Source organism: Micromonospora sp. CNZ286 (genome assembly GCF_014207755.1).
The window spans coordinates 4,627,542-4,651,070 of the sequence record NZ_JACHIZ010000001.1 but is presented as its reverse complement, the minus strand read 5'-3'; the positions used below and the strand labels follow the sequence as shown (position 1 = coordinate 4,651,070).

Here is a 23,529-nt window from a genome sequence, read left to right as displayed (position 1 = left end):
GCCCGGCGTGCGGCAGTCTCGGGCCGGGCCGGTCAGCTCGCCGGGGCCAGCTCCGCGCTCTCGGTGATCCGCTCCCGGTGCTCGCCGTTGGGTACCACCACGAGGAAACAGCCCGAGCCGGGCCGCAGCGCCGCCGGCACGTCCAGCAGCGCCGCGCCGCGTACCAGCACCGCCGCCAGGTCCCGGTCGGCGAGCCGGATGCCGAGGCAGTGCCGGCGGACGTGCCGGCCGCCCGCGAGCAGCGCCGCCCGCCAGGCCGCCGCGGCCAGCCGGGGCCGCCACAGCCGCCGCGGCGCCGAGGCGCCCGGGAACGGCCCGCCGAGCAGCTCCCGGCGGCCCTGCCGCCAGCCCGTGGTCAGCAGATTCGCGTACGCCGCCCGGTGCTGCGGCGGCACCGACAGCCGGTGCAGCTCGTAGCGGCGGCGCAGGCCACCGGTGGTCAGCTCGTGCTCGACCGGCACGTCGAGGCGTCCCAGCAGCTGCCGCATCCGTTGCGCCGCGTCCTCGCGGTTGAACTCGGCGATGCCGCCGCGGTGGGGTCCGCTGTCGAGGCGGCGTACGTCGGCGGCCGGCGGCGGCGTGCAGCGCACCATGCAGGCGACCTCGAAGGCGTCGGTCAGGGTCAGCCAGTCCAGCGGCGGCGACGGGCGCGGGCGGTCGAGCAGCGTGGTGAGCATCGGCGCGGCTCCTCGGTCGTCGGGGTACCTCTACCGTCGCTGCCGAGCGCCGGACCGGGAACCGCTGCGCCCGAGCCTTGAGCAAAATTTGCGGGAAGCCCGCGGCTCAGAGCTCGGTGACCACCAGGTCGACCTGCCGGGGCCGCCCGGCCGCCCGGGGCGCCTCCTCGACCGTGTACTTCAGCTCCCGCAGCGCCCCCACCAGCGCGTCGGCGGTACGCGGCCGGGCGTCGGCGAGCAGCAGATCCCGCACCAGCCGGCCCTTCGTGGCCTTGTTGAAGTGGCTCACCACCGACCGGGCCGGCGTGCCGTCCACGATCCGTTCGTGCAGCACCCGTACCGTCACCGTGCGTTCGGCGAGCGCGCCGCGCGGTGTCCAGGTGGCCGCGTACGCGCCGGAGCGCAGGTCCAGCACCGGGCCGCGCCCGGCGGCGGGTTCCAGTACCGGGCCGAGCGCCGCCCGCCAGTACGTCGTCAGCGCGCCGAGCCCCGGCAGCCGCGCTCCGATCGGGCAGCGGTACGGCGGGATCCGGTCGGCGAGGCGTACCGCGCCCCACAGGCCGGAGCTGATCAGCACCTGGCGGCGGGCCGCCCGCTGCGCGTCGGGGGGCAGCGTGTCCAGGCCGAGCGCCTCGTAGAGCACGCCGGTGTAGAGGCGTCCGGCCGGGGCGGTCGCCGCCTCCCGCAGCCGGGCGTTGCGCCGCAGCTCGCCGAGCTGCCCCTCGGTGAGGCCCAGCGCGGTCCGGGCCGCCGTCTCGTCCGGCCCGGCACACAGGTCGACGAGCGCGGTCAGGACCGCCTCCCGGGCCGGGTTCAGCTCGGTCAGGGACAGCCGGGACAGGTCCAGCCGGCGGCCGGTGCCGGCCTCGGCCTTTCCCTCCGACGGGGGCAGCAGGATGAGCACCGGCACAGCGTACGGGCCGGGGTCAGCGCCACGGCCGTACGGCACGGTCGGGGTGGTACACGCGACTGCCGCCCACCTCGGCCACCATCGCCGCGTCGGCGCGGTCACCCAGCAGCCGCCGCAGTGTGCGCTCGGCCGGGGAGCCGACCGCCACCACGTACCCGGGCCGTTCCGCGCGCGCCACCCGCTGCCAGTACGCCGGATAGCGGTTCTGCCCGGGCGTCAGCGCCCCGTCGAGCACGCCGCAGGCAACGGTCTCTCCGGTGTTGAAGATCAGCCGGTTGCAGGTCCAGTAGTCCCCGTACACCTCGTGCAACCCGGCGTCCCGCACCGTGTCGGCGAGGCGGCGGGCGGTGCGTTCCTCGTCCCGTACACCCGGCACGCCGGCCAGGAACGCCACGGTCCCGGCAACGGTGGCGGCGGTCAGCCCGGCCAGTACCACCGCCGCCGCGGTGCCGCCGAGCCGGGCCGTCCACCCGGTGGTGGCCCGCAGGGCGTGCGCGGCGGCCAGCCAGAGCGGCCACAGCACGGCCGGCAGCGAGATCTGGAGCACCGACAGGTAGCGGGCGTTGCCGAGCGGGTCGGTCGCGGCGAGCGGGCTGCGCACGTACGCCAGAAGTGTCAGCACCGCGCCCGCGACCAGGGCGAGGATCGCCACGGCCCCGACCCGCGCGGCGTGGTCGGCGGCCCGGCGGTACGCGCGTAGCCCGAGCGCGGCGGCGGCCACCAGCAGCACCGGGTAGAGCACGCCGAACCACTGCGCCCAGCGCGCGCAGCCGTCCATCGGGCACAGGCCGGATGCCAGCGGCACCCCCTCCAGCAGTCCGCCGCGCAGGCGTTCGGCCAGCGACGGCGCGACGCCCTCCTTGGTGCTGATCTCGCGGAACACCGACAGCGAGTCCTGCCCGGGCGGCGCGACGAGGTTGTCCTTGACCACCGGGGCGATCCCGGCCAGGAAGCCCGCGACCAGCAGCACGCCCGGCCAGCCGATCAGATCCCGGGGCACCGCCACCGCGAGCACCACCGCCGCGACCAGCAGATACGGCGCGATCAGCCAGTCCGACCACAGCGCCAGCCCGGCGAGCAGCCCGAACGCGCCGGTGGCCAGCCAGTGGTGCCGGATCCGCCGGCCGCCGAGGGCCACCGCGATCAGCAGCATCGCCAGCACCGCCGGCTTCACCTCCGGGCGGCCGCCGACCACTGTGAGCTGGTCGCGGACCACGCGCTCCGAGCCGAGCGCCAGCAGGCCCACCACGGCGACCGCGAGCCAGGGGGAGAACAGGCGACGGGTCAGCCGGTACGCCAGCCACAGGAAGATCGCGAAGAGCGCGAGCAGCGGCAGCCGCAGCACCGGCCAGCTCGGCCCGGCCCAGCCGACGAGCGGCGCGGCCAGGTACGACTCCAGCACGCCCATGTAGCGCTGGCCGTAGAGGAAGACCGGCCGCTCACCACCGGCGGCGATGTGCAGCGCGGCCAGGCCGAACGTGGCCTCGTCGCTGTTCGACGCGGGCACCGTGAGCAGCGTCAGCACCAGCCGGTAGCCGACCCCCGCGGCGCCGAGCAGCAGCGCCACCAGCGCCGGCGCGTCCGGACGCGGTCGTACCGGGTTCCGCTTCGTCGTCGACACGACCAACGCCCCCGTCGTCGTCCCGACCGCAGTCTGTCACGGCGGCGCCCGGCGCCGGGGCGGATCGGCGTGGATCACTCGCGTGGCCCGGCCGGTCCGGTTGTGGCACTGTTGCCGTGTGCCGCCCACACCACCGGACCAGCTGGCCGTCCCGCAACTGCACCGCGCCGCGCGCTTCGAGGACGCCGTGCACGGCCTGGTGGAGCGCCGGTTGCGGCGCACCGGGTGGCAGCCCAACATCATCGCGTACGCGGGCTACGGCGCCCCGGGCTGGGCGCGCGTGCTCTGCCGGGTGCTGCTGGGCCGCCCGGACACGCGGCGGCGGGGCCGGCTGGACAAGGTGCGGGGCTGGCGCAGCTTCGCCACGCTGCCCGCCAAGCACATCACGGTGACCATCGAGGCCGACGGCGTGCGCCAGGAGGTGACCGCCGACCGCAGCGGCTTCGTCGACACCGTGATCGAGGCCGACTTCACCCCCGGCTGGGGCTGCGTACGCCTCAGCGTCGCCGACGCCGAACCGGTGGAGGCGCTGGTACGCATCCTCGACCCGGCCGTCCGCTTCGGCATCCTCTCCGACATCGACGACACCGTCATGGTGACCGCGCTGCCCCGGCCGCTGCTGGCCGCGTGGAACACGTTCGTGCTCGACGAGCACGCCCGCACCGCCGTGCCGGGCATGGCCGTGCTGTACGAGCGGCTGGCCACCGCCCACCCGGGCGCGCCGGTCTTCTACCTGTCCACCGGCGCGTGGAACGTCGCGCCGACGCTCACCCGGTTCCTGTCCCGGCACCTCTACCCGGCCGGGCCGCTGCTGCTCACCGACTGGGGACCGACCGCCGACAGGTGGTTCCGCAGCGGCCGGGAGCACAAGCGGGCCACGCTGGCCCGGCTGTCCCGGGAGTTCCCCGAGGTGCGGTGGCTGCTGATCGGCGACGACGGGCAGCACGACCCGGAGATCTACCGGGAGTTCGCCGCCGCGCACCCGGACAACGTCGCGGGGGTGGCGATCCGGCGACTGTCCCCGACCCAGTCGGTGCTGGCCGGTAGCCTCCCCGCGCCCGCAGGGCGGTCGTCGTCGGGCCCGATCGGCCAGAAGTGGCTGAGCGCCCCCGACGGCGCCGGCCTCTGGAAGCTCCTCCGCGAAGCCGACCTGGTCTGACTCCTGCGGCCGCCCGGCGACGGGCGGTCACGCGCCGACAGCCTGGGTGTGGAGAGCGACCGCCAGATCGCGGTCATTCCGACGCCGAGATATCACAGAACGTAGTGCTGACCGGGAAGCGACTCTCTGATACGGATATGACTCAGAGGCATAAATATGCCTCTGAGTCATAACGGGCTCAAGACGAAACCTTCAGACGGCCGCTCGGCCCGGTTGGCCGCCTTCCCCGTGACCCGTGCGTCCCCTTGGCCCGCCGTCCGGGGGTTGGCCGCCGTCCGGGGGTTGGCCGCCGTCCGGGGTGGCCTGCCGCCGCCGTGGGCCGCCCGGCCGGCTGGGCTGTGCCGTCAGGCCGGGCGGAGCCAGAGGACGCCCAGCGGCGGCACGCGCAGGGCGACCGACGCGGGCAGGCCGTGCCACGGCACGTTCTCGGCGTGCACCTCGCCCAGGTTGCCCACCCCCGACCCGCCGTAGTGGTGGGCGTCGGTGTTCAGCGCCTCGGTCCACGTCCCGCCGGCCGGCAGGCCGATCCGGTAGTCCTCCAGCGGCAGCGCGGAGAAGTTCGCCACGCACACGAGCGTCTGCCCGTCCGGGGCGATCCGGATGAACGACACCGCGTTGTTGGCCACGTCGTCCCCGGCGATCCAGCGGAAGCCGGCCGGGTCGGTGTCCTGCGCCCAGAGGGCCGGGCTCTCCCGGTAGACCCGGTTCAGGTCGGCGACCAGCCGCTGCACGCCCGCGCGGGCCGGATCGTGGGTCAGGTACCAGTCGAGGCCGCGCTCCTCGCTCCACTCCCTGTCGTCGGCCAGCTCGCAGCCCATGAAGAGCAACTGCTTGCCCGGGTGCGCCCACATGTACGCCAGCAGCGCCCGCACGGTGGCCAGCCGCTGCCAGGTGTCGCCGGGCATCTTGCCGGCGAGCGAGCCCTTGCCGTGCACCACCTCGTCGTGGCTGATCGGCAGCACGTAGTTCTCGCTCCACGCGTACGCCAGCGAGAACGTGAGCTGATGGTGGTGGTGCTGCCGGTAGATCGGGTCCTTCGAGGTGTAGAGCAGGGTGTCGTGCATCCAGCCCATGTTCCACTTGAACCCGAACCCGAGCCCGCCCTCCGAGGTGGGCCGGGTGACGCCGGGCCAGGCGGTGGACTCCTCGGCGATCATCAGTACGCCCGGGTGGTGCCGGTAGACGGTGGCGTTGACCTCCTGGAGGAACGCGATGGCCTCCAGGTTCTCCCGGCCGCCGTGCACGTTCGGCGCCCACTGCCCGTCCTGCCGGGAATAGTCCAGGTAGAGCATCGAGGCGACCGCGTCCACCCGCAGCCCGTCGATGTGGAACTCGTCGAGCCAGTACAGCGCGTTGGCGACCAGGAAGTTGCGCACCTCGTTGCGGCCGAAGTCGAAGACGTACGTGCCCCAGTCGGGGTGCTCGCCGCGACGCGGGTCGGGGTGCTCGTACAGCGGGGTGCCGTCGAAACGGGCGAGGGCCCACTCGTCCTTCGGGAAGTGCGCCGGCACCCAGTCCAGGAGCACGCCGATGCCGGCGGCGTGCAGCCGGTCCACCAGGTGGCGGAAGTCGTCCGGGTCGCCGAACCGGGCCGTCGGCGCGTAGTAGCCGGTGACCTGGTAGCCCCACGAGCCGCCGAACGGGTGCTCCATCACCGGCAGGAACTCCACGTGGGTGAAGCCCATCTCCAGCACGTACGCGGTGAGCTGCTCGGCCAGCTCCCGGTAGCCGAGGCCGGGTCGCCAGGAGCCCAGGTGCACCTCGTACACGCTCATCGGCTCCTGGTGCGGCGCCTGCCGGGACCGGCGCGCGAGCCAGTCCGCGTCGCCCCACTCGTACCGTGACTCGTGCACCACCGACGCGGTGGCCGGCGGCACCTCGGTGCGCGCGGCCATCGGGTCGGCCTTGTCCCGCCACCGGCCGTCCGCGCCGAGGACGCGGTACTTGTAGCGGCTGCCCACCGGCATGCCCGGCACGAAGATCTCCCACACGCCGCTGGAGCCGAGCGAGCGCATCGGCCACCCGTCGTCCGGCGCCCAGCCGGTGACGTCGCCGATCAGCCGCACGGCCCGTGCGTTCGGCGCCCAGACGGTGAACGCGACGCCCTCGTCGAACACCCGGGCGCCGAGCGCCGCCCAGAGCCGCTCGTGCCGCCCCTCGCCGATCAGGTGCAGGTCGAGGTCGCCGAGCGTGGGCGGATAACGGTACGGGTCGTCGTGCGTCGTGCCGTCCACCTCGACCCGGTAGTCGAGCACCTCACCGGGGAGGACAGCCTCGAAGACACCGGCGTCGTGGACCCGCTTCATCGGGTGCCGTTCGCCGTCGGCGAGCACCGCCACCTCGCCCGCGCCCCGGCGCAGCGTCCGGATCGTGGTGCTCCCGTCGGCCGGGTGCGCGCCGAGCACGGCGTGCGGGTCGTGTACCTCGCCGGCGATCAGCTGGTCCATCGGGCGTCGTCCTTGTCGGCCGGTGCGGTCGGGGCGGTGCCGCCGGAGAGGTCGGCGGGCACGTCTTCCACTGTCAGGTCGGGCGCGGCCGGCTGCTCCGGCTCGGCAGCGGTCGGCGCGGCCGGCTGCGGGGGCTCGGGTGCGGCCGGGCGGCGCACGGTGAGCACGTGCGCCGGTTGCAGGTACGGGTCGAGGCGTACCGCGTTGCGCTGCCCCCAGTCGTACTCGGCGCCGGTCAGCTCGTCGCGCACGGTGAACCGCTCGTGCCAGTCCAGGCCGAGCGCCGGCATGTCGAGCGTGGTGTTGCCCCACTGCACCTCGCGTGAGTCGAACGAGCAGACCACGATCACCGTGTTGCCGGTCTCCGGGTCGTGCTTCGACCAGCACAGCAGCGCCGGGTTGTCGATGTCGTGGAACCGCAGGTTGCGCAGCCGGTGCAGGGCGGGGTTGTCCCGGCGTACCCGGTTCAGGGTGGTGACGAACGGCGCCAGCGACCGGCCCTGCGCCAGCGCGGCGTCCCAGTCCCGGGGCCGCAGCTCGTACTTCTCGTTGTCCAGGTACTCCTCGGCGCCCGGCCGCGCGACGTGCTCGAACAGCTCGAATCCCGCGTACATGCCCCACGAGGGGGACAGCAGCGCCGCCAGCACCGCCCGGATCTTGAACATCGGCGGGCCGCCGTGCTGCAACGACGAGTGCAGGATGTCAGGCGTGTTCGGCCAGAAGTTCGGCCGCATCCAGTCGACCGAGGCGACCAGCTCCTCGCAGTACTCCCGCATCTCGGCCGCCGTCGTGCGCCAGGTGAAATAGGTGTACGACTGGGTGAAGCCGATCTTGCCGAGCCCGTGCATGATCGCCGGCCGGGTGAACGCCTCGGCCAGGAACAGCACGTCCGGGTCGACCTTCTTGACCTCGGCGATCAGCCAGTGCCAGAAGTCGAACGGCTTGGTGTGCGGGTTGTCGACACGGAAGATCCGGATGCCCTCGCCGACCCAGTGCAGCACCACCCGCAGCACCTCGGCCCGGATGCCCTCCGGGTCGTTGTCGAAGTTCAGCGGATAGATGTCCTGGTACTTCTTCGGCGGGTTCTCCGCGTACGCGATGCTGCCGTCGGCCCGGGTGGTGAACCACTCCGGGTGCTCGGTGACCCACGGGTGATCCGGCGCGCACTGCAACGCCAGGTCCATCGCCACCTCCAGTCCCTGCTCGGCGGCGGCCGCGACGAAGTCGCGGAAGTCCTCAGGCGTACCCAGATCGGGGTGGATGGCGTCGTGGCCGCCCTCGGCCGCGCCGATCGCCCACGGCGAGCCCACGTCGTCCGGCCCGGCGGTGAGCGCGTTGTTGCGGCCCTTGCGGTTGACCCGGCCGATCGGGTGGATCGGCGGCAGGTAGAGCACGTCGAAACCCATCGCCGCGACACCAGGCAGCCGTTCCATCGCGGTGGCGAACGTGCCCGAACGCGCGGGCGCGTCGACAGTGGCCGGGACCGCGCCCTCGGAGCGGGGGAAGAACTCGTACCAGGCGGAGAAGAGCGCCCGCGGCCGGTCCACCCACAGCGTGCGCTCCTCGCCGGTGGTGACCAGCTCGCGCACCGGGTGCTCCCACAGCAGGTCGGCCAGGTCCAGCGCCGCGCTCACCCGCCGCGGCAGGTCCAGGTCGTCGTCGGCCAGCGCCCGCACGGCTTCGCGTACGCGATCACGGTCGGCCCTCGGCACCAGGTCGAGCGCGGCGGTGAGCACCCGTACGCCCTCGGCCAGATCGTTCGCCAGCTCGGCCGCGCCCTGGCCGGCGGCGAGCTTCTTGGTGACCGCGTTCTGCCACGTGAGGTACGGGTCTCCGAACGCCTCCACGGCGAAGCGCCACAGGCCCACCGCGTCCGGGCGGATGGTGGCGTGCCATCGGTCCTGGCCGGGTTCACCCGGGCGCATCCGGGTGAACGGGCGGGCCGCGCCGTCCGGGCCGAGCCAGACCACGTTGCACCCGAGCGCGTCGTGGCCCTCGCGGTAGGCCCGCGCCGACACCGGTACGACCTCGCCGACCACTGCCTTGGCCGGGTAGCGACCGCAGGAGACGACGGGGGAGACGTCTTCGATCGGGAACCGTCCAGTCACCCGCTCAACCTACTGCGCGAGATCCTCTCGCGCTCGGCTGCGACCCGGATGCACCCTCTCCGCGCGGCTCGTCGGCGCGGCGTGCGACGAAGACGAACTCCCGGCCGGGGCGGTCGGGCGCGTCCCGCACGTCGAGCACCCGGTAGCCGGCAGCCGCCAGGCTCGCCTCGACCTCGTCCCGGTCGCGGAACCGCAGCGTCGAGTCCGACGTGAGGACGGCGCCGTCGGCCGGGAACCGGTACGTGAACCGGAAGGTCACGAACGGCAGGTCCACAGCGGTGACCTCGAGACGTCGTTCCACCGGCCCGACGCCCGGCACGTCCCGGGTCACCGGCGCGGTGTCCGCCGCCCACTCCTCCCACGCGCGGCGCTCGGGACGCCGCGTCTCGAACACGAGGTGCCCGCCCGGCCGCAGCGCGCCGTGCACGCCCCGCAGCGTTCGCGCCCAGTCGTCGTCGGTGCGGAAGACCTGAGCCACGTTGCCGGTCATCACGGCCAGGTCGGCGCGCAGCGGTGGCAGCGTCGTGGCGTCGCCGTGCACCCAGCGCACGCGGCCTTCGCGGTCCTTCGACCGGGCGACGGCGAGGGACGCCCCGGCCGGGTCGACCCCCACGACGGTACGGCCGTGCGGGGCGAGCAGCAGGGCCAGGTTCCCGGTGCCGCAGCCGAGGTCGAGCACCACGCGCGCGTCCAGCTCGTCGGCGATCGCGAGGTACGCGTCCAGGTCGTCCCGGTCGCCGTCGAATGCGTCGTAGACCGGCGCGAGCCGAGGATGGGCGAAGATCGCATCCGGCATCCGGGGACTGTATCCGCCGCCGACCGCGACCGGGCGGGCTGTTAAGAAGGGGCCCTTCCTCTACCGGAGGCGTTAAGAAGGTGCCCTTCCTTACACGCCCACCGAGCGGTACACCTCGATCGTCTGGCGGGCGATCGCGTCCCAGGAGAAGTGCTCCACCGCCCGCCGCCGCCCCGCCGCCCCGAACGCCGCGATCCGCTCCGGGTCTCCCAGCAGCTCGTTCATGCGCGCGGCCAGGTCGGCCACGAAGCGCTCCGGGTCCAGCGGGGTGCCGGAGCCGTCGCCGGCCTGCTCGATCGGCACCAGCAGCCCGGTCTCGCCGTCGGCCACCACCTCGGGGATGCCGCCGGTGGCGGTCGCCACCACGGCGGTCTCGCAGGCCATCGCCTCCAGGTTGACGATGCCCATCGGCTCGTAGACGGACGGGCAGGCGAAGACCGTGGCGTGGGTGAGCACCTGGATCACCTCGTGCTTGGGCAGCATCGCCGCCACCCAGATCACCCCGGACCGGGTGGCCCGCAGCTCCGCCACGAGACCCTCCACCTCGGCGGCGATCTCCGGGGTGTCCGGCGCGCCGGCGAGCAGCACCAGCTGGGTGTCGGCGGGCAGTTCCCGGGCCGCCCGCAGCAGGTACGGCAGGCCCTTCTGCCGGGTGATCCGCCCGACGTAGACCACGCTGGGCCGGGCCGGGTCGATGCCGAGCCGGTCGAGCACGTCGGTGCCCGGGTCCGGGGCGTACTGCGCGGTGTCGATGCCGTTGTAGACCACGCGTACCCGGTCGGGGTTCACCGCCGGGTACGCGGTGAGCACGTCGCGCCGCATGCCCGCGCTCACCGCGATGATCGCGTCGGCCGCCTCGAACGCGGTCCGCTCGCACCAGGAGGAGAGCGCGTACCCGCCGCCGAGCTGCTCGGCCTTCCACGGGCGCAGCGGCTCCAGGCTGTGCGCGGTGACCACGTGCGGCACCCCGTGCAGCAGCTTCGCGGTGTGCCCGGCCAGGTTGGCGTACCAGGTGTGGCTGTGCACCACGTCGGTGCCGGCCGTCCCGGCGGCCATCTCCAGGTCGACGCCCATGACGCGCAGCGCGGCGTTCGCGCCGGCGAGCGCGGCCGGTTCGGCGTACGCGATGACACCCTGCTCGTCGCGGGGCGCGCCGAAGCAGTGCACCCGCACGTCGGCGAGCCGGCGCAGCTCACGGGCGAGGTATTCCACGTGCACCCCGGCGCCGCCGTAGACCTCCGGCGGGTACTCGCGGGTGAGCAGGTCGACGCGCATCGGTGCCATGCCCGCACCCTAGTGCAGAGCCGGGTGTCCCACGCGGTGCGCAAGTGTGGGCGTCCGAGTGGTGAAGTCGGTTCCGGGTCGTTAGCGTCTGAGCATGGCTGCCAAGGTGCTCGCGATCGTCCTGGCCGGCGGGGAGGGCAAGCGCCTGATGCCCCTGACCACCGACCGGGCGAAGCCCGCCGTCCCCTTCGGCGGGATGTACCGCATGGTCGACTTCGTCCTGTCCAACCTGGCGAACGCCGGCTTCCTCAAGATCGTCGTGCTGACCCAGTACAAGTCCCACTCGCTGGACCGCCACATCACCAAGACCTGGCGGATGTCGACGCTGCTGGGCAACTACGTCACGCCGGTGCCCGCGCAGCAGCGCCGCGGCCCGTGGTGGTTCGCCGGCTCGGCCGACGCGATCTACCAGAGCTTCAACCTGATCAACGACGAGCAGCCCGACTACGTGATCGTCTTCGGCGCGGACCACATCTACCGGATGGACCCCCGGCAGATGGTCGACGACCACATCGCCTCCGGCGCCGGGGTCACGGTGGCCGGAATCCGGCAGCCGCTGTCGACGGCCGACCAGTTCGGCGTGATCGAGGTCGGCGAGGACGGCAAGCGCATCCGCGCGTTCCGGGAGAAGCCCACCGACGCGGTAGGGCTGCCCGACGCGCCGGACGAGATCTACGCCTCGATGGGCAACTACGTGTTCACCACCAAGGCGCTGTGCGAGGCGGTCGAGCGCGACGCGGCGGACAAGACCAGCAAGCACGACATGGGCGGCAGCATCATCCCGATGCTCGTCGAGCGCGGCGAGGCCAACGTCTACGACTTCAAGGACAACGAGGTACCCGGCAGCACCGACCGCGACCGCGGCTACTGGCGGGACGTGGGGACGCTCGACTCGTTCTACGACGCGCACATGGACCTGATCAACGTGCACCCGGTGTTCAACCTCTACAACTTCGACTGGCCCATCTACACCGAGCAGCCGCCGTACCCGCCGGCCAAGTTCGTGCACGCCTGGGGCGAGCGCGTGGGCCGCGCGGTCAGCTCGATGGTGTCGCCCGGCTCGGTGATCTCCGGCTCGCTGGTGGAGAACTCGATCGTGGCGCCGAAGGTGAAGGTCCACTCGTGGGCGCACGTCGACGGCGCCGTGCTGATGGAGGGTGTCCAGATCGGCCGCCACGCGGTCGTCCGGCGCGCGATCCTGGACAAGAACGTCCACGTCCCGGAGGGCGCCGAGATCGGCGTCGACCTGGAGAAGGACCGCCAGCGCTACACCGTGTCCGACAACGGCATCGTCGTCATCGGCAAGGGCCAGCGCGTCGAGCCCTGAGCATTCCCGCCGCATCCCCGAGGAGGATCCCGCAGTGGCCCACCCCCGTGCCGGCCAGCCCGCACAGCCCGACGACCTGGTCGACGTGCCCCGGCTGGTCACCGCCTACTACGCCGAGCACCCGGACCCGGACGACCCGGCGCAGCAGGTCTCCTTCGGCACCTCCGGGCACCGCGGATCCAGCCTGCGCCACGCGTTCAACTCCGACCACATCCTCGCCGTCACCCAGGCGCTCTGCGACTACCGGCGCGAGCAGGGCCTTTCCGGGCCGCTGTTCCTCGGCCGGGACACCCACGCGCTCTCCGCGCCCGCCGAGGCCGACGCGCTGGAGGTGCTCGCCGCCAACGACGTGACGGTGCTGCGCGACAGCCGCGACGGCTACACCCCGACCCCCGCCGTCTCGCACGCCATCCTCACCCACAACCGGGGGCGCACCAGCGGCCTCGCCGACGGCATCGTGATCACCCCGTCGCACAATCCGCCGTCCGACGGCGGGTTCAAGTACAACCCCACCCACGGCGGGCCCGCCGACACCGACGCCACGAAGTGGATCCAGGACCGCGCGAACGCCATCCTCGCCGCCGGGCTCAAGGAGGTGAAACGCATCCCGTACGCGCGGGCGCGCGCCGCCGCCACCACCGGGGAGTACGACTTCCTCGCCCGGTACGTGGACGACCTGCCCGCCGCGCTGGACATCGACGCGATCCGCGACGCCGGGGTGCGCATCGGCGCGGACCCGATGGGCGGGGCGAGCGTGGCGTACTGGGGCGAGATCGCCGAACGACTCCGCCTCGACCTGACCGTGATCAACCCGCTCGTGGACCCGACCTGGCGGTTCATGACGCTCGACGGCGACGGCAAGATCCGGATGGACTGCTCCTCGCCGAATGCGATGGCCTCACTGATCGCCGCCCGGGACGACTACGCGGTCTCCACCGGCAACGACGCCGACGCCGACCGGCACGGCATCGTCACGCCCGACGGCGGCCTGATGAACCCCAACCACTACCTGGCCGTGGCGATCGGCCACCTGTTCCGTACCCGGGAGCAGTGGGGCCCGGCCGCGGCGGTGGGCAAGACGCTCGTCTCCTCCTCGATGATCGACCGGGTCGCGGCCGACCTCGGCCGTCCGCTGCTGGAGGTGCCGGTCGGGTTCAAGTGGTTCGTGCCCGGCCTGCTCGACGGCACCGTCGGCTTCGGCGGCGAGGAGAGCGCCGGCGCGTCCTTCCTGCGCCGCGACGGCGGCACCTGGACCACCGACAAGGACGGCATCCTGCTCTGCCTGCTCGCCGCCGAGATCATCGCCACCACCGGCCGTACGCCGAGTGAGCACTGGGCCGAGCTGGCCGACCGCTTCGGCGCGCCCGCGTACGCCCGGATCGACGCCCCGGCCGACCGGACGCAGAAGGCCGTCCTGGCGAAGCTGTCGCCGGAGCAGGTCACCGCCACCGAGCTGGCCGGCGAGCCGATCGCCGCGATCCTCACCACCGCACCCGGCAACGGCGCCGCGATCGGCGGCCTCAAGGTGACCACCGGGTCGGGCTGGTTCGCCGCCCGCCCGTCCGGCACCGAGGACGTCTACAAGATCTACGCCGAGTCGTTCCAGGGCCCGGAGCATCTGGCCCGGATCCAGGAGGAGGCCAAGGCGCTGGTCGACGGCGTGCTCGCCACCGCGTGAACCGGCTCAGCGGGGCGGGGGCAGCTCCCGGCGGCTGAGCTGCTCCCGCAACCCGTCCGGCAACAGCTCCCGCAACTGGTCGGGCAGCAGCGGCAGGTCCAGCAGGCTCAGTTTGAGCTGGTTGCGCTCCTGGTAGCGGCGCGGGTCGAGACGGACCACCCGGCCGGCGTCCTTGACGTACCGGATGTGCACCGAACCCTCGGTCGCCGCCTGCCGGATCAGCAGGCCGTCCATCTCCACCGCGACCGGCGCCGAGTCCGCACGCAGCTCCAGGTGCACCGTCTCGTGCGCGGAGAGCAGCACCGAGCGGGAGATCCCGGCCATCGGCGCGGACGGCGTCACCACCATCGCCTCCGTGGCCGGTGAGATCAGCGGCCCGCCGGCGGCGTAGCTGTACGCGGTCGAGCCGGTCGGCGTGCTCACCACGAGCGCGTCGCATCGGTAGTAGCCGTACCGCTGGCCGTCCACCGCGAGGGTGGCCGTGACGAAGCCGGCGCCGGGCTGCCGGACCAGGGCGATGTCGTTGAACGCCACCACGTCGTCGCCGCAGACGTCGCAGGCCAGGCAGGCGTGCGACTCGACGGTGAAGTCGTGCTCCACCAGCCGCTCCAGCGCCCGGGGCAGGTCCGGCGGCTCCACCTCGACCAGGAAGCCGACCCGGCCCAGGTGCACGCCGAGCACCGGCTTCGGGTCGCGGACGGCCATCCGCAGTGCGCCGAGCATGGTGCCGTCACCACCGATGCTGATCAGCGCGGCGCAGCGGTCGGCCAGCTCGTCCGCCGCGATCGCCTCCACCGCTGCCGGTACGCGGGCGCGGTCCTCGGCGCGTACTGCGAGGGTGATCCGGTGCCGGGCGGACCAGTCCGCGACGATCCCCACCACCTCGGAGACGTCCCGGGTGGGGTGCAGCACCAGACCCAGCACGTCACCCGCCACCGCTACAGCTCATCACACCGGCGGCGCACGGCAGCGGTTACCGGAACCGGACCACGCCGGGATCCGGCTGCCGTGATCCGAAATCCCCCTTTGGGGTGGTAGTGGCCACTATGGTGTGAACATGCCGGTCCCGTATGGTGTCCAGTCGATCGTCCCCGCCGCCGACGTGGGAGGGCCGTCCCGTGCGGACGCGCCGGGTCTCCGGGTGCGCCCGGCCACCGTCGCGGACGCGGAATGGCTGGCCGAGGTCAGCCGGGCGTCGTTCGCGCGGCATCTGCACGACTACCTGACCTCGGCCCAGCCCGGCGTCGGCCGGTTCTGGGAGGTCGTGCTCGCACACCCGGAGTCGTTCCCCGGCCGGTGTTTCCTGGTGGCCGATGACCAGGACGGCCGGCGGCTGGGCTTCGCCGACCTGACCCGGGTCGAGCCGGGCCTGGCGCACCTGTCCTACATCTGCGTGGTGGAGGCCGCCCGCGGCCGCGGCGTCGCCCGGGAGCTGCTGCGCGCCTACGCTCGCGCCCACCCCGACCTCCGGTCGATGCGGCTGGACGTGTTCGCCGACAACGCCCCGGCCCGTGCGCTCTACGACCGGCTCGGGTTCGCCGGCGACTCCACGACCACGTGGTGGGTCGCCGACCTCGCGCTCGGTGGGGTCGCGCCCGCCGCCGACGTCCGCTTCGACGGGCTGCACGCCGCCCGGGCCTGGCTCGACACGTACGGCTTCGGTGAGCTCACCGTCGTCGCCGGAGACGCCACCCACGTGCTGGGGCGGCCGAGCCCGGGGGTGCTGCGGTGCTTCGACCCGGCGACGCTGCGACGGCCGGCGGTGGTCGCCGCCGTGGTCCGGGCCTTCCCCGGCATCGACCGCGTCCTGGTCATGACACCCGGCGAGGACGCGCCGCCCAGCGCGGTCGGCCCGCTGCGGGCCGTCAACCGCTCGCTCAGGATGTCCACCACCGAGATCCGCGCCAGACTGGAGCTTCCGTGACGCAGACGATCCCCAAGACCGCCACCGACCCGGGTGCCTTCCGCACGCCGAGCCTGTTCTACCGGGCGGCCCGGGAGGGCATGCGCGACCTGCTCGCCCAGCCCGAGGTCTGGCGCGGCGACCGGCGCGACATCCTGCTGCCGTCGTTCATCGGCTGGTCCGCCAACGAGGGCAGCGGCGTCTTCGACCCGGTGACCGAACTCGGGCTCGACCCCGGCTTCTACGACCTGACCGAGGACCTCGCGGTGGACGTGTCCTCGCTGGAGGCACGGCTCGCGGAGCGTCCCTACGACGTCGTGGTGGTCATCCACTACTTCGGCCGTACCGAACGGGCGATCGGCCGGATCCGGGAGCTGACCGACAGGCACGGCGCGCTGCTGCTCGAAGACCTCGCACACGCGTGGTTCACCCACGCGCTCGGCGGGCCGGCCGGCCGCACCGGGGAGGTCTCGCTCTACTCCCTGCACAAGATGCTGCCGATGCCCGGCGCACGCGGCGGGATGATCACCTACCGCGACCCGGGCCGGCTCACCGGGCAGCGGGAGACCGAGCCGGACCTGTCCCGGCACGTGCTCGACCACGACACGCTGGGCATCGCCGCGCGGCGGCAGGAGAACTTCCGCGCCCTCACCGCGCTGCTGCGCGACCTGCCCGAACTCGGCGTCGCGTTCGAGCTGATGTGGCCCGAGCTGGCACCGGACGACGCCCCGCAGACGCTGCCGGTGCGGATCCTCGGGACCGGCCGGGAGAACCGCGACCATGTCTATGCCGAGATGAACCGCGAGGGCTTCGGCATGGTCAGCCTCTACCACACGCTCATCGCGCAGTTGCGGGACCATCCGTCGATGGCACGGCTGTCCCGGCAGATCATCAACTTCCCCGTACACCAGGACGTCGCGCCGGCCGACTACCCGGCGCTGGTCGCGAGCTTCCAGCGGGCGCTGGGCACACTCCCCGAGCGCGGCGCGCTCGCGCCTGCCGGACGTCCGGCGGCACCGGCCCAGAGCGGCGCCTCGGCGCCGCGACCGTCCGGCGTGCCCACCGGCTCGGCCTGAATACGGTCGGTGCCCCGCCCGGCGCGGGCGGGGCACCGACGGGCTCAGCGGACGCCGGTGAGGCGCCGTTCCTGGTCGAGGTCGAGCATCTGCGCCGACGGGTCGACCGCCACGCCCGAGGCGCGCAGGACCTTGCCCGCCGTCCGCGCGAGGATGCGCAGGTCGAGCCAGAGGGACCAGTCGAGAACGTAGCGGACGTCGAGTTCCAGGCGCTCGGTCCAGGCCAGGTCGTTGCGGCCGTTGACCTGCGCGAGCCCGGTGATGCCCGGCCGGACCTCGAAACGCTTGCGCTCCCGGTCGGTGTACCAGGGGTCGTAGCGCAGCAGCAGCGGCCGGGGACCGACCAGGCTGAGGTCGCCCCGGAGCACGTTGACCATCTGCGGCAGCTCGTCGATGCTCAGCCGCCGCAGCGTCCGGCCGACGCCCCGGCAGCGGACCCCGTCGGGCAGCAGCCGGCCCTCCGCGTCGCGGTCGTCGGACATCGTCCTGAGCTTGAGGACCCGGATGCGGCGCTCGTACCGGCCGGTGCGTTCCTGCCGGAAGAAGACCGGGCTGCCGAACTGGGCCAGGACCAGCAGCGCCGCGACGGCCACCACCGGCGCGGTCACCACGAGCACGACGAGCGCCACTGTGATGTCGACGAGCCGCTTGAGCCGCAGCTCGATCGTCCGCCGGGCGGGGCTCACCGGGAGTGCGCCTTCCCGGCGGCCGGCGGCGCGTACTCCCCGGGTGGTCCGCCGACGCCCGCGGCGTGCTCGATGACCTCGGCCATCCGCACCGCGGAGATCCGGTTGTCGAAGTGCCGGTGCGACCGTTCGCGGGCGCGTACGCCGCGCTCGGCGAGACGCCCGGACCGGAACTCGGCGTACGCGTGCTCGATGGCCTGCGCCAGGGCGGCCGGATCGTCCCGGGGGACCACCCACCCGCAGCTCTCGTCCACCGTCTCCGGCAGCCCGCCGGCGTCGCTGACGATGCTGGGAACGTCCAGCAGCGCCGCCTCGGGCGGCGCGCCGTGGCCCTCGCTCAGTGACGGGCTGACGCTGAGGTCCGCCGCCCGGTAGTAGGGCCGCACGTCGTCGGCGGTGTCGATCCAGCGGACGGAGTGGTCGTCGGCGACCCCGAACCGGCGGATCAGCTCCTGCCGGTGGTCCTCGCCGGCCTGGTCCGAGCCGCCACCGACGAGCATCAGCACCGCCTCGGGGTGCCGGGACCGGATCTCCTGCCACGCGGCGAGCAGGACGTCGTGGCCCTTGAACGCGCGGTCCCGGTGGGCGGCGAGCTTTCGTGGGGGATAGACGTACGCCACCATGATCACGACGAACTGGTCCGGGCTCAGCCCGAGATCCGCGCGGCACTTCGCCCGGGCCTCCGCCCGCGTCGCCGCCGTGTCGTCCGGCAGGTCCGCGGTCGCCCAGGCCAGGTTGAGTCCGCTGGTGACAGCCGGGCGACGCGACGCCGGTACGCCCAGCTCGCCGTAGAGGCGGGAGGTGTAGCGGGTGCCGCAGATGATCGTGCGGTCCAGGCGCCAGAGCAGCCGCTCGACCATCCGGACCGCCCGTGACTCCAGGAAGGCGGGGCCGGCGACGAACTGCACCCGGGCCAGGGGCAGGCCGACGGTCGCGAGCCGCGCGCCCAGCGTGGCCGCGTACAGGTGGTGGTAGAGCACCTGGGGGCGTAGGCGGCGGACGAGGCGGCGCAGCCGCCACAGCTCGGACAGCGTGCTCAGGCTGGGCCGAAAGCGGAACGAGAACGGCGACGCCACCGTCCGGATCCCGGCCTCGGCCAGGCGGTCGTTCAGGCGCCCGCCGGGTGGGCAGATCACCACCACCTCGTGGCCGCGATCCCGCAGGGCGCACGCCTGCGGGATGGTCCAGAGCCCGCCGTAGTTCGTCTTGACGATGACGGCGACGCGCAATGACCGGCGCCCGGGCGGGTCGCCGGCGACGCCGGACCGGGGATCGTGCCTCACGTGTTCGCCTCCAACAGTCGGCGCGACGTCGTTCGCCGCTCCACCCAGGGCAACGAGCTTTGTGGTGTTTAGTAACCAACGTCGGATTCTCTCGTTGGCCCTGCGGAGAGCACCGGCGAGCGGTAGGAGCGCACGTGAGAGTCGTCGTCACGGGGGGCGCCGGTTTCATCGGTTCCAACCTGGTGCGGGCCCTGTCGGAAACGGGCCGGGTCGCCGAGATCGTCGTCGTCGACGACCTCTCCACCGGGTCGGTGGAGAACCTGCGCGGGCTTCCGGTGGAGTTGCTGATCGGGACCGTCCTGGACCCCGCGCTGCTCGACCGCGCGATGGTCGGCGCCTCCAGCGTGGTCCACCTCGGAGCCCTCGGCTCGGTGCCCCGCTCCATCGACGACCCGCTGCGCAGCCACCACGCGAACGCCACCGGCACCCTGACCGTCCTCGACGCCGCCCACCGCAACGGCGTCCCGCAGTGCGTGCTGGCCTCCTCGTCCTCGGTGTACGGCGCCAACCCGGTACTGCCACGCCAGGAGGGCCTGCGGCCCATGCCGGTCAGCCCGTACGCGGTGTCGAAGCTGGCCACCGAGGCGTACGGGATCGCGTTCGCCAACTGCTACGGCATGGCGGTCCTGCCGTTCCGCTTCTTCAACGTCTTCGGACCGAGGCAGGCGGCGAACCACGTGTACGCCGCGGTGGTCCCGCGGTTCGTCACCGCCGCCCTGGAGAACCGGCCGTTGCAGGTGCACGGCGACGGGCGGCAGTCCCGGGACTTCACCTACGTGGGCAGCGTGACCTCGGTGATCGTGGACGCCGTGCTGCGGCAGGTGGCGGCCCCGGACGTGGTGAACCTCGCGTTCGGCGCGCGCATCTCCCTGCTCGACCTCATCGCCGAACTGGAGACCGTGCTGGGGCGGCCGCTGGACGTCGTGCACGTGCCGGCGCGGCCCGGTGACGTCCGCGAGTCCCAGGCCGACCACACGCGACTGCGCGAGCTGTTCCCGGCCGCGTCGCCGACGCCCTTCGCCGAAGGGCTGCGGGCTACGGTCGAGTGGTTCCGGTCGCTTCGGGTCGACGAGCCCGTCGGGTCCGGCACGTCCGGCTGATCCCGACCCGATCGGAGCCTCATGGCCAGGATCCTGCTGTTCGGCGCGTCCGGCTTCCTCGGCCGGGCGGTCGAAGCGGTCCTCGCGGAGCACTTCACCGTCGTCGCGCCCAGTCGCCGGGAATGCGATCTCGTCGCCGCGGACCGGTCGCGGCTCGCCGCGTTCCTGCGCCGGGCACGACCCGACGGGGTGGTCAACTGCGCCGGCCGGATCGCCGGGACGAGCGCGCAGTTCGTCGAGTCGCACACTCTGATCACCGCCAAGCTGATCGACTGCGTGGCCGAGGTCTCGCCCGGCGTGCGGCTGGTCCGGATCGGCTCGGCGGCCGAGTACGGGGTCGTCCCGCACGGCGCCGTCGCGACCGAGACCGACCCGGCCCGGCCGGTGAGCGACTACGGGATCAGCCAGCTGGCCGCGACCGACCTCGTGCGGCTGGCCGCCGCCAGTGGCCGGGTCGACGCGGTGGTGCTGCGGGTCTTCAACCCCGTCGGGCCCGGCTCGACCAGTGGCAACGTGCTGGGACGGGCAGCCGAGCTGCTCCAGGCGGCGTTGGCCCGGGGGGACCGGCGGATCGAACTGGGGCTCAACGACTCCTACCGCGACTTCGTCGACGTCCGGGACGTGGCCGAGGCGGTGCTGGCGGCGCTCAACGCCCGACGGCTGCCGGAGTCGATCTACAACGTGGGCAGCGGACAGGCGGTCGCCACCCGGGAGGCAGTCGAGATGCTGGCCCGCCATGCCGGGTTCACCGGACGCTTCGTCGACGGGCTCCGCTCGCCGACTGCGGACCGGTCCGCGGCGGTGCCGTGGATGTGCGCCGACATCAGCCGGATCACCGACGCTCTCGGCTGGGCGCCGAGATACCCGCTGAGCGAGTCCCTGGCCGCGCTGTGGGCAGCCCGCTCCCACGTCACGGCCGGCTCCGGCACCCGCCACGACGTGACGGTCAGCGCGCGTCCGGCACCAGTTCCGCCGTCGGCGCCGGTGCGGTGAGAGGTGCCGCCACGCGGGCCCGCCGGTTGAGCCGTACGCGCAGGACGACCAGAACGACGACGGAGAGCAGCGCATACAGCGCGATCGAGGCGGTCGCCGCGCCCATCGTTCCCCAGCGGGAGATGGCGAGGCCGTAGCAGGCGACCGACGCCACGGCGGCGAGCAGACCGACCCCGGCGGCCTGTTTCGTGCCCCCGGTGCCGAGCAGGGCTCGGCTTGCGATGCCGAAGGGCGCCAGGCACAACTCGGCGAGCAGGAGCGGCACGATCAACGGGCGGGCGGACCCGAACTCCGCGCCGAAGACCGGCACCACCAACAGCCAGCCGCCGGCCGCGACGACGGCGCCGCTGACGAGCGTTGCCAGCAGCGTGTAGCCGATCGCACGGACGGGCCAGGGATCGCCGTCGCGCTGCGCGGCCTGCCGCTGCGACAACTGTCCGATGGCGGCCGGAAGGAGGCCGACCACACTGCTCAGCGTCGCGGCCAGGGCGTAGATGCCCACCGCGCCGGGACCGACGAGGACACCGAGCAGGTAGCGGTCGGCCCGCTGGAGGAAGCTCGTCCCGAGGGAGAACCCCAGAGACGGGGCGCCCATCCGGATCAGCCCGGTGACGTCCCGCCGTCGCGCCCGTGCGAACCGCGCCAGCCCTTGGCCGCGTACCAGCGTCCACTGCGTCACCGCCACCGCGAGCAGCGCGGTGGCCTGGCACATCAGGAGGAGCCACACCTGCGCCGAGACGACGACCGCGATGGCGATCCCGATCAGGCCGGCGGTGGTGGCGGCGATGTTCCACACCGCGCCCCGGCGAAAGTCCCCGTCCGCGAACCGGAGATCGGTGAGCTGGTCGAGCGCGATGTTGGCGGCGCCGCCGAGCGCGACCGCGGCGAGCAGCCGTACATCGGTCAGCGCGGGGCCGAGCAGCGGCGCGGAGAGACGGACCGCGGCGGCCGCGGCCGCCCCGGTGCAGACCGCGGCCACCACTGTCATCCAGCAGTACGCGGAGAGCAGTTCGTCGCGGCGGTGCCGGGAGGCGGCCTGCGGCAACTGCGCGCGCATGGCGGTGCCGCAGCCCAGGCGGCCGACCAGCATCACCACGCCGGCGACCGTGAGGACCAACACCATGACGCCCCGGTCGGCCGGCCCCAGCGCCAGGGTGGCGAGGACGGCGACGCCGCTGCTGCTCAGGGCGGCGATGCCGTTGGCGCCGGTCAGCAGGACGATAGTGCCCAGATGGCGGCGGCTCATCCGGTGGGCACCGCCGGCCGGTCCGCTCCGCCGCGCGGCGCCACGGTGTTCCGGCCGTAGATGGCCAGGTGCTGCTCGACCGACCGCTCCATCGTGAAGACGCTGTCCTGGAAGGCCGCCAGCGCCCGCCGGCCGCTTCTCGGCCGTCCCGGCACGAGGCCCAGGCGGTGCACGGCGTCAGCCCAGCTCTCGGCGTCGGCGTCGACCGGGACCAGGGCGACACCGGCGAGCTGGTCGTCGATGAACCGTGCGCCGGGCAGGTCGGACGCGACCACAGGGGTGCCGACGGCGCGGGCCTCCAGGACCGTGCCGGGCAGACCTTCGAGCGCGGAGGGTTGCAGCAGGAGGTCGGCCTGGGCCAGGAACTCCCCGACGTCAGCCCGCGGACCCACCAGGTGCATCCGGTCGAGTACGTCGTGCCGGGTGGCGGACTGCCGGACGGCGTCGTCGTCCCGGTCGTCGTGCGGACCCACGAACACGGCCCGGCAGCCGATCCCGCGTTCGCGCAACGCGGCGACGATCGACGGCACCATCGACCGCCGCTTGAGCGGGTGCGGGCGGCCGATCACCACGCAGACGAGGTCGTCCGGGGCGGCGCCGATCTCGTCGCGGAGCCGCAGCGTCGACCGGCGGTGCAGGCGGCCCAGGTCGAGACCGTTGGGCAGCACCCGGCACCGCGGGTCGTTCTCCCACGACGGCCGGTAGCACGAGGTGAGAGCGCCGGGGGCGACGCCGAGCACGTCCGTCGCGCAGAAGTGGATGAGGCGCACCATCACGCCCCGCTGCAACCGGCGGCGCAGGCTGTCCGGATGTCCGTCGCGGTCGGACCGGAAGTGCGCGATCCGGATCGGCACCCGCGCCAGTGCGGCGAGGAACAGCACGAAACCGGAGAACGTCGCGACGTCCGAGTGCACGGCGTGCGGACGGACCTGCCGAAGCAGACGGTAGAAGCGGACCGGGAACCGACGGTCCAGCCGGATCGGGTGGATCCGTGAGCCCAACTGCTCCACCTCGTCGCCGCGCGCGCCCTTGACGCCGCTGAGCGTGACGAAGGACGTCCGCACCCCGGACGCCGCGAGCCGGGGCAGCAGTTCTATGGTGCGCTGCTCGGCGCCGCCGATGTCGAACGCGCCGAGAACCCGTACCACGCGGATCTCCGGAGGCCGGGGAACCGGCGGACCGGACACGCTCGTCGTCGCCGGGTCGCTGTGGCTCGCGCTGGACATCGTCTCTCC

19 protein-coding genes are annotated in these 23,529 nt (G+C 73.4%); 7 read left to right on the top strand and 12 right to left on the bottom strand.

All coding sequences use genetic code 11. From position 1 onward, the window contains the following. Positions 1-32 precede the first annotated feature (32 nt). The 3 genes from FHX31_RS20260 to FHX31_RS20250 all read right to left on the bottom strand — a co-directional run bounded on the left by FHX31_RS20260 (position 33) and on the right by FHX31_RS20250 (position 3,208). Positions 33-677: a hypothetical protein gene (locus FHX31_RS20260; protein WP_114919916.1), complete on the bottom strand. Its 645-nt coding sequence runs from the start codon at positions 675-677 to the stop codon at positions 33-35. 106 nt (positions 678-783) lie between these two features. Next, the gene (gene yaaA / locus FHX31_RS20255) at positions 784-1,587 is read right to left on the bottom strand and encodes a peroxide stress protein YaaA (RefSeq protein ID WP_114921236.1); all 804 of its coding nucleotides are present in this window, start codon (positions 1,585-1,587) and stop codon (positions 784-786) included. Positions 1,588-1,603: 16 nt separating this feature from the next. Continuing rightward, positions 1,604-3,208: a hypothetical protein gene (locus tag FHX31_RS20250; RefSeq protein WP_114919917.1), complete on the bottom strand. Its 1,605-nt coding sequence runs from the start codon at positions 3,206-3,208 to the stop codon at positions 1,604-1,606. An 82-nt stretch (positions 3,209-3,290) separates the two neighbouring features. On the opposite strand from FHX31_RS20250, the gene FHX31_RS20245 reads away from it, so the two are divergent. After that, positions 3,291-4,367, top strand: a complete 1,077-nt coding sequence (locus FHX31_RS20245; RefSeq protein ID WP_013285282.1) for an App1 family protein phosphatidate phosphatase — start codon at positions 3,291-3,293, stop codon at positions 4,365-4,367. 344 nt (positions 4,368-4,711) lie between these two features. Here the strand turns inward: FHX31_RS20245 and glgB are convergent, their stop codons facing one another. From glgB to glgA, 4 genes are all read right to left on the bottom strand, one after another. After that, complete coding sequence (gene glgB / locus FHX31_RS20240) at positions 4,712-6,814, bottom strand: 1,4-alpha-glucan branching protein GlgB (RefSeq protein WP_071095893.1); 2,103 nt, start codon at positions 6,812-6,814, stop codon at positions 4,712-4,714. Beyond that, entirely contained in the window at positions 6,802-8,922 is a 2,121-nt protein-coding gene (locus FHX31_RS20235) for an alpha-1,4-glucan--maltose-1-phosphate maltosyltransferase (RefSeq protein ID WP_013474744.1), read from the bottom strand. The genes glgB and FHX31_RS20235 overlap by 13 nt, the downstream gene beginning before the upstream one ends. A gap of 4 nt (positions 8,923-8,926) precedes the next feature. Beyond that, the gene (locus FHX31_RS20230; RefSeq protein WP_402881286.1) at positions 8,927-9,718 is read right to left on the bottom strand and encodes a class I SAM-dependent methyltransferase; all 792 of its coding nucleotides are present in this window, start codon (positions 9,716-9,718) and stop codon (positions 8,927-8,929) included. A gap of 90 nt (positions 9,719-9,808) precedes the next feature. Further along, complete coding sequence (gene glgA / locus FHX31_RS20225; RefSeq protein WP_402881288.1) at positions 9,809-11,002, bottom strand: glycogen synthase; 1,194 nt, start codon at positions 11,000-11,002, stop codon at positions 9,809-9,811. 94 nt (positions 11,003-11,096) lie between these two features. Between glgA and glgC the strand changes: the two genes are divergently transcribed. Further along, entirely contained in the window at positions 11,097-12,329 is a 1,233-nt protein-coding gene (gene glgC, locus FHX31_RS20220) for a glucose-1-phosphate adenylyltransferase (RefSeq protein ID WP_013285287.1), read from the top strand. A 34-nt stretch (positions 12,330-12,363) separates the two neighbouring features. Then, the gene (gene pgm / locus FHX31_RS20215) at positions 12,364-14,007 is read left to right on the top strand and encodes a phosphoglucomutase (alpha-D-glucose-1,6-bisphosphate-dependent) (protein WP_184977004.1); all 1,644 of its coding nucleotides are present in this window, start codon (positions 12,364-12,366) and stop codon (positions 14,005-14,007) included. A gap of 6 nt (positions 14,008-14,013) precedes the next feature. On the opposite strand, the gene FHX31_RS20210 is transcribed toward pgm, so the two are convergent. Beyond that, complete coding sequence (locus tag FHX31_RS20210; RefSeq protein WP_184977003.1) at positions 14,014-14,943, bottom strand: NAD(+)/NADH kinase; 930 nt, start codon at positions 14,941-14,943, stop codon at positions 14,014-14,016. A 121-nt stretch (positions 14,944-15,064) separates the two neighbouring features. Between FHX31_RS20210 and FHX31_RS20205 the strand changes: the two genes are divergently transcribed. Both FHX31_RS20205 and FHX31_RS20200 read left to right on the top strand, forming a co-directional pair. Beyond that, the gene (locus tag FHX31_RS20205; protein WP_184977002.1) at positions 15,065-15,931 is read left to right on the top strand and encodes a GNAT family N-acetyltransferase; all 867 of its coding nucleotides are present in this window, start codon (positions 15,065-15,067) and stop codon (positions 15,929-15,931) included. Further along, positions 15,928-16,986, top strand: a complete 1,059-nt coding sequence (locus FHX31_RS20200) for a DegT/DnrJ/EryC1/StrS family aminotransferase (protein WP_013285291.1) — start codon at positions 15,928-15,930, stop codon at positions 16,984-16,986. Before FHX31_RS20205 ends, FHX31_RS20200 begins: the two co-directional genes overlap by 4 nt. A 44-nt stretch (positions 16,987-17,030) precedes the next feature. Here the strand turns inward: FHX31_RS20200 and FHX31_RS20195 are convergent, their stop codons facing one another. Then, complete coding sequence (locus tag FHX31_RS20195; RefSeq protein WP_071095874.1) at positions 17,031-17,672, bottom strand: sugar transferase; 642 nt, start codon at positions 17,670-17,672, stop codon at positions 17,031-17,033. Further along, on the bottom strand, positions 17,669-18,955 hold the full coding sequence (locus tag FHX31_RS20190; RefSeq protein ID WP_184977001.1) for a glycosyltransferase: 1,287 nt from the start codon (positions 18,953-18,955) through the stop codon (positions 17,669-17,671). The genes FHX31_RS20195 and FHX31_RS20190 overlap by 4 nt, the downstream gene beginning before the upstream one ends. A gap of 134 nt (positions 18,956-19,089) precedes the next feature. Between FHX31_RS20190 and FHX31_RS20185 the strand changes: the two genes are divergently transcribed. Together FHX31_RS20185 and FHX31_RS20180 are read left to right on the top strand one after the other, a co-directional pair. Further along, a complete protein-coding gene (locus FHX31_RS20185; RefSeq protein WP_145822715.1) occupies positions 19,090-20,055 on the top strand; it encodes an NAD-dependent epimerase/dehydratase family protein in 966 nt (321 codons plus the stop codon). A gap of 21 nt (positions 20,056-20,076) precedes the next feature. Beyond that, entirely contained in the window at positions 20,077-21,048 is a 972-nt protein-coding gene (locus tag FHX31_RS20180; protein ID WP_184977000.1) for an NAD-dependent epimerase/dehydratase family protein, read from the top strand. Here the strand turns inward: FHX31_RS20180 and FHX31_RS20175 are convergent. Together FHX31_RS20175 and FHX31_RS20170 are read right to left on the bottom strand one after the other, a co-directional pair. Then, positions 21,002-22,294 (bottom strand): lipopolysaccharide biosynthesis protein, encoded by a 1,293-nt coding sequence (locus tag FHX31_RS20175; protein WP_013285296.1) that lies wholly within the window; start codon positions 22,292-22,294, stop codon positions 21,002-21,004. The genes FHX31_RS20180 and FHX31_RS20175 overlap by 47 nt on opposite strands. After that, entirely contained in the window at positions 22,291-23,520 is a 1,230-nt protein-coding gene (locus FHX31_RS20170; protein ID WP_184976999.1) for a glycosyltransferase, read from the bottom strand. The genes FHX31_RS20175 and FHX31_RS20170 overlap by 4 nt, the downstream gene beginning before the upstream one ends. Positions 23,521-23,529 lie beyond the last annotated feature (9 nt).

What these genes read in the sequence shown, in the direction of transcription:
- FHX31_RS20260 (WP_114919916.1), bottom strand. Translation starts at nt 677, where the DNA reads ATGCTCACCACGCTGCTCGACCGCCCGCGCCCGTCGCCGCCGCTGGAC.
- glgB (WP_071095893.1), bottom strand. Translation starts at nt 6,814, where the DNA reads ATGGACCAGCTGATCGCCGGCGAGGTACACGACCCGCACGCCGTGCTC.
- FHX31_RS20230 (WP_402881286.1), bottom strand. Translation starts at nt 9,718, where the DNA reads ATGCCGGATGCGATCTTCGCCCATCCTCGGCTCGCGCCGGTCTACGAC.
- glgA (WP_402881288.1), bottom strand. Translation starts at nt 11,002, where the DNA reads ATGGCACCGATGCGCGTCGACCTGCTCACCCGCGAGTACCCGCCGGAG.
- glgC (WP_013285287.1), top strand. Translation starts at nt 11,097, where the DNA reads ATGGCTGCCAAGGTGCTCGCGATCGTCCTGGCCGGCGGGGAGGGCAAG.
- FHX31_RS20205 (WP_184977002.1), top strand. Translation starts at nt 15,065, where the DNA reads ATGCCGGTCCCGTATGGTGTCCAGTCGATCGTCCCCGCCGCCGACGTG.
- FHX31_RS20180 (WP_184977000.1), top strand. Translation starts at nt 20,077, where the DNA reads ATGGCCAGGATCCTGCTGTTCGGCGCGTCCGGCTTCCTCGGCCGGGCG.
- FHX31_RS20175 (WP_013285296.1), bottom strand. Translation starts at nt 22,294, where the DNA reads ATGAGCCGCCGCCATCTGGGCACTATCGTCCTGCTGACCGGCGCCAAC.
- FHX31_RS20170 (WP_184976999.1), bottom strand. Translation starts at nt 23,520, where the DNA reads ATGTCCAGCGCGAGCCACAGCGACCCGGCGACGACGAGCGTGTCCGGT.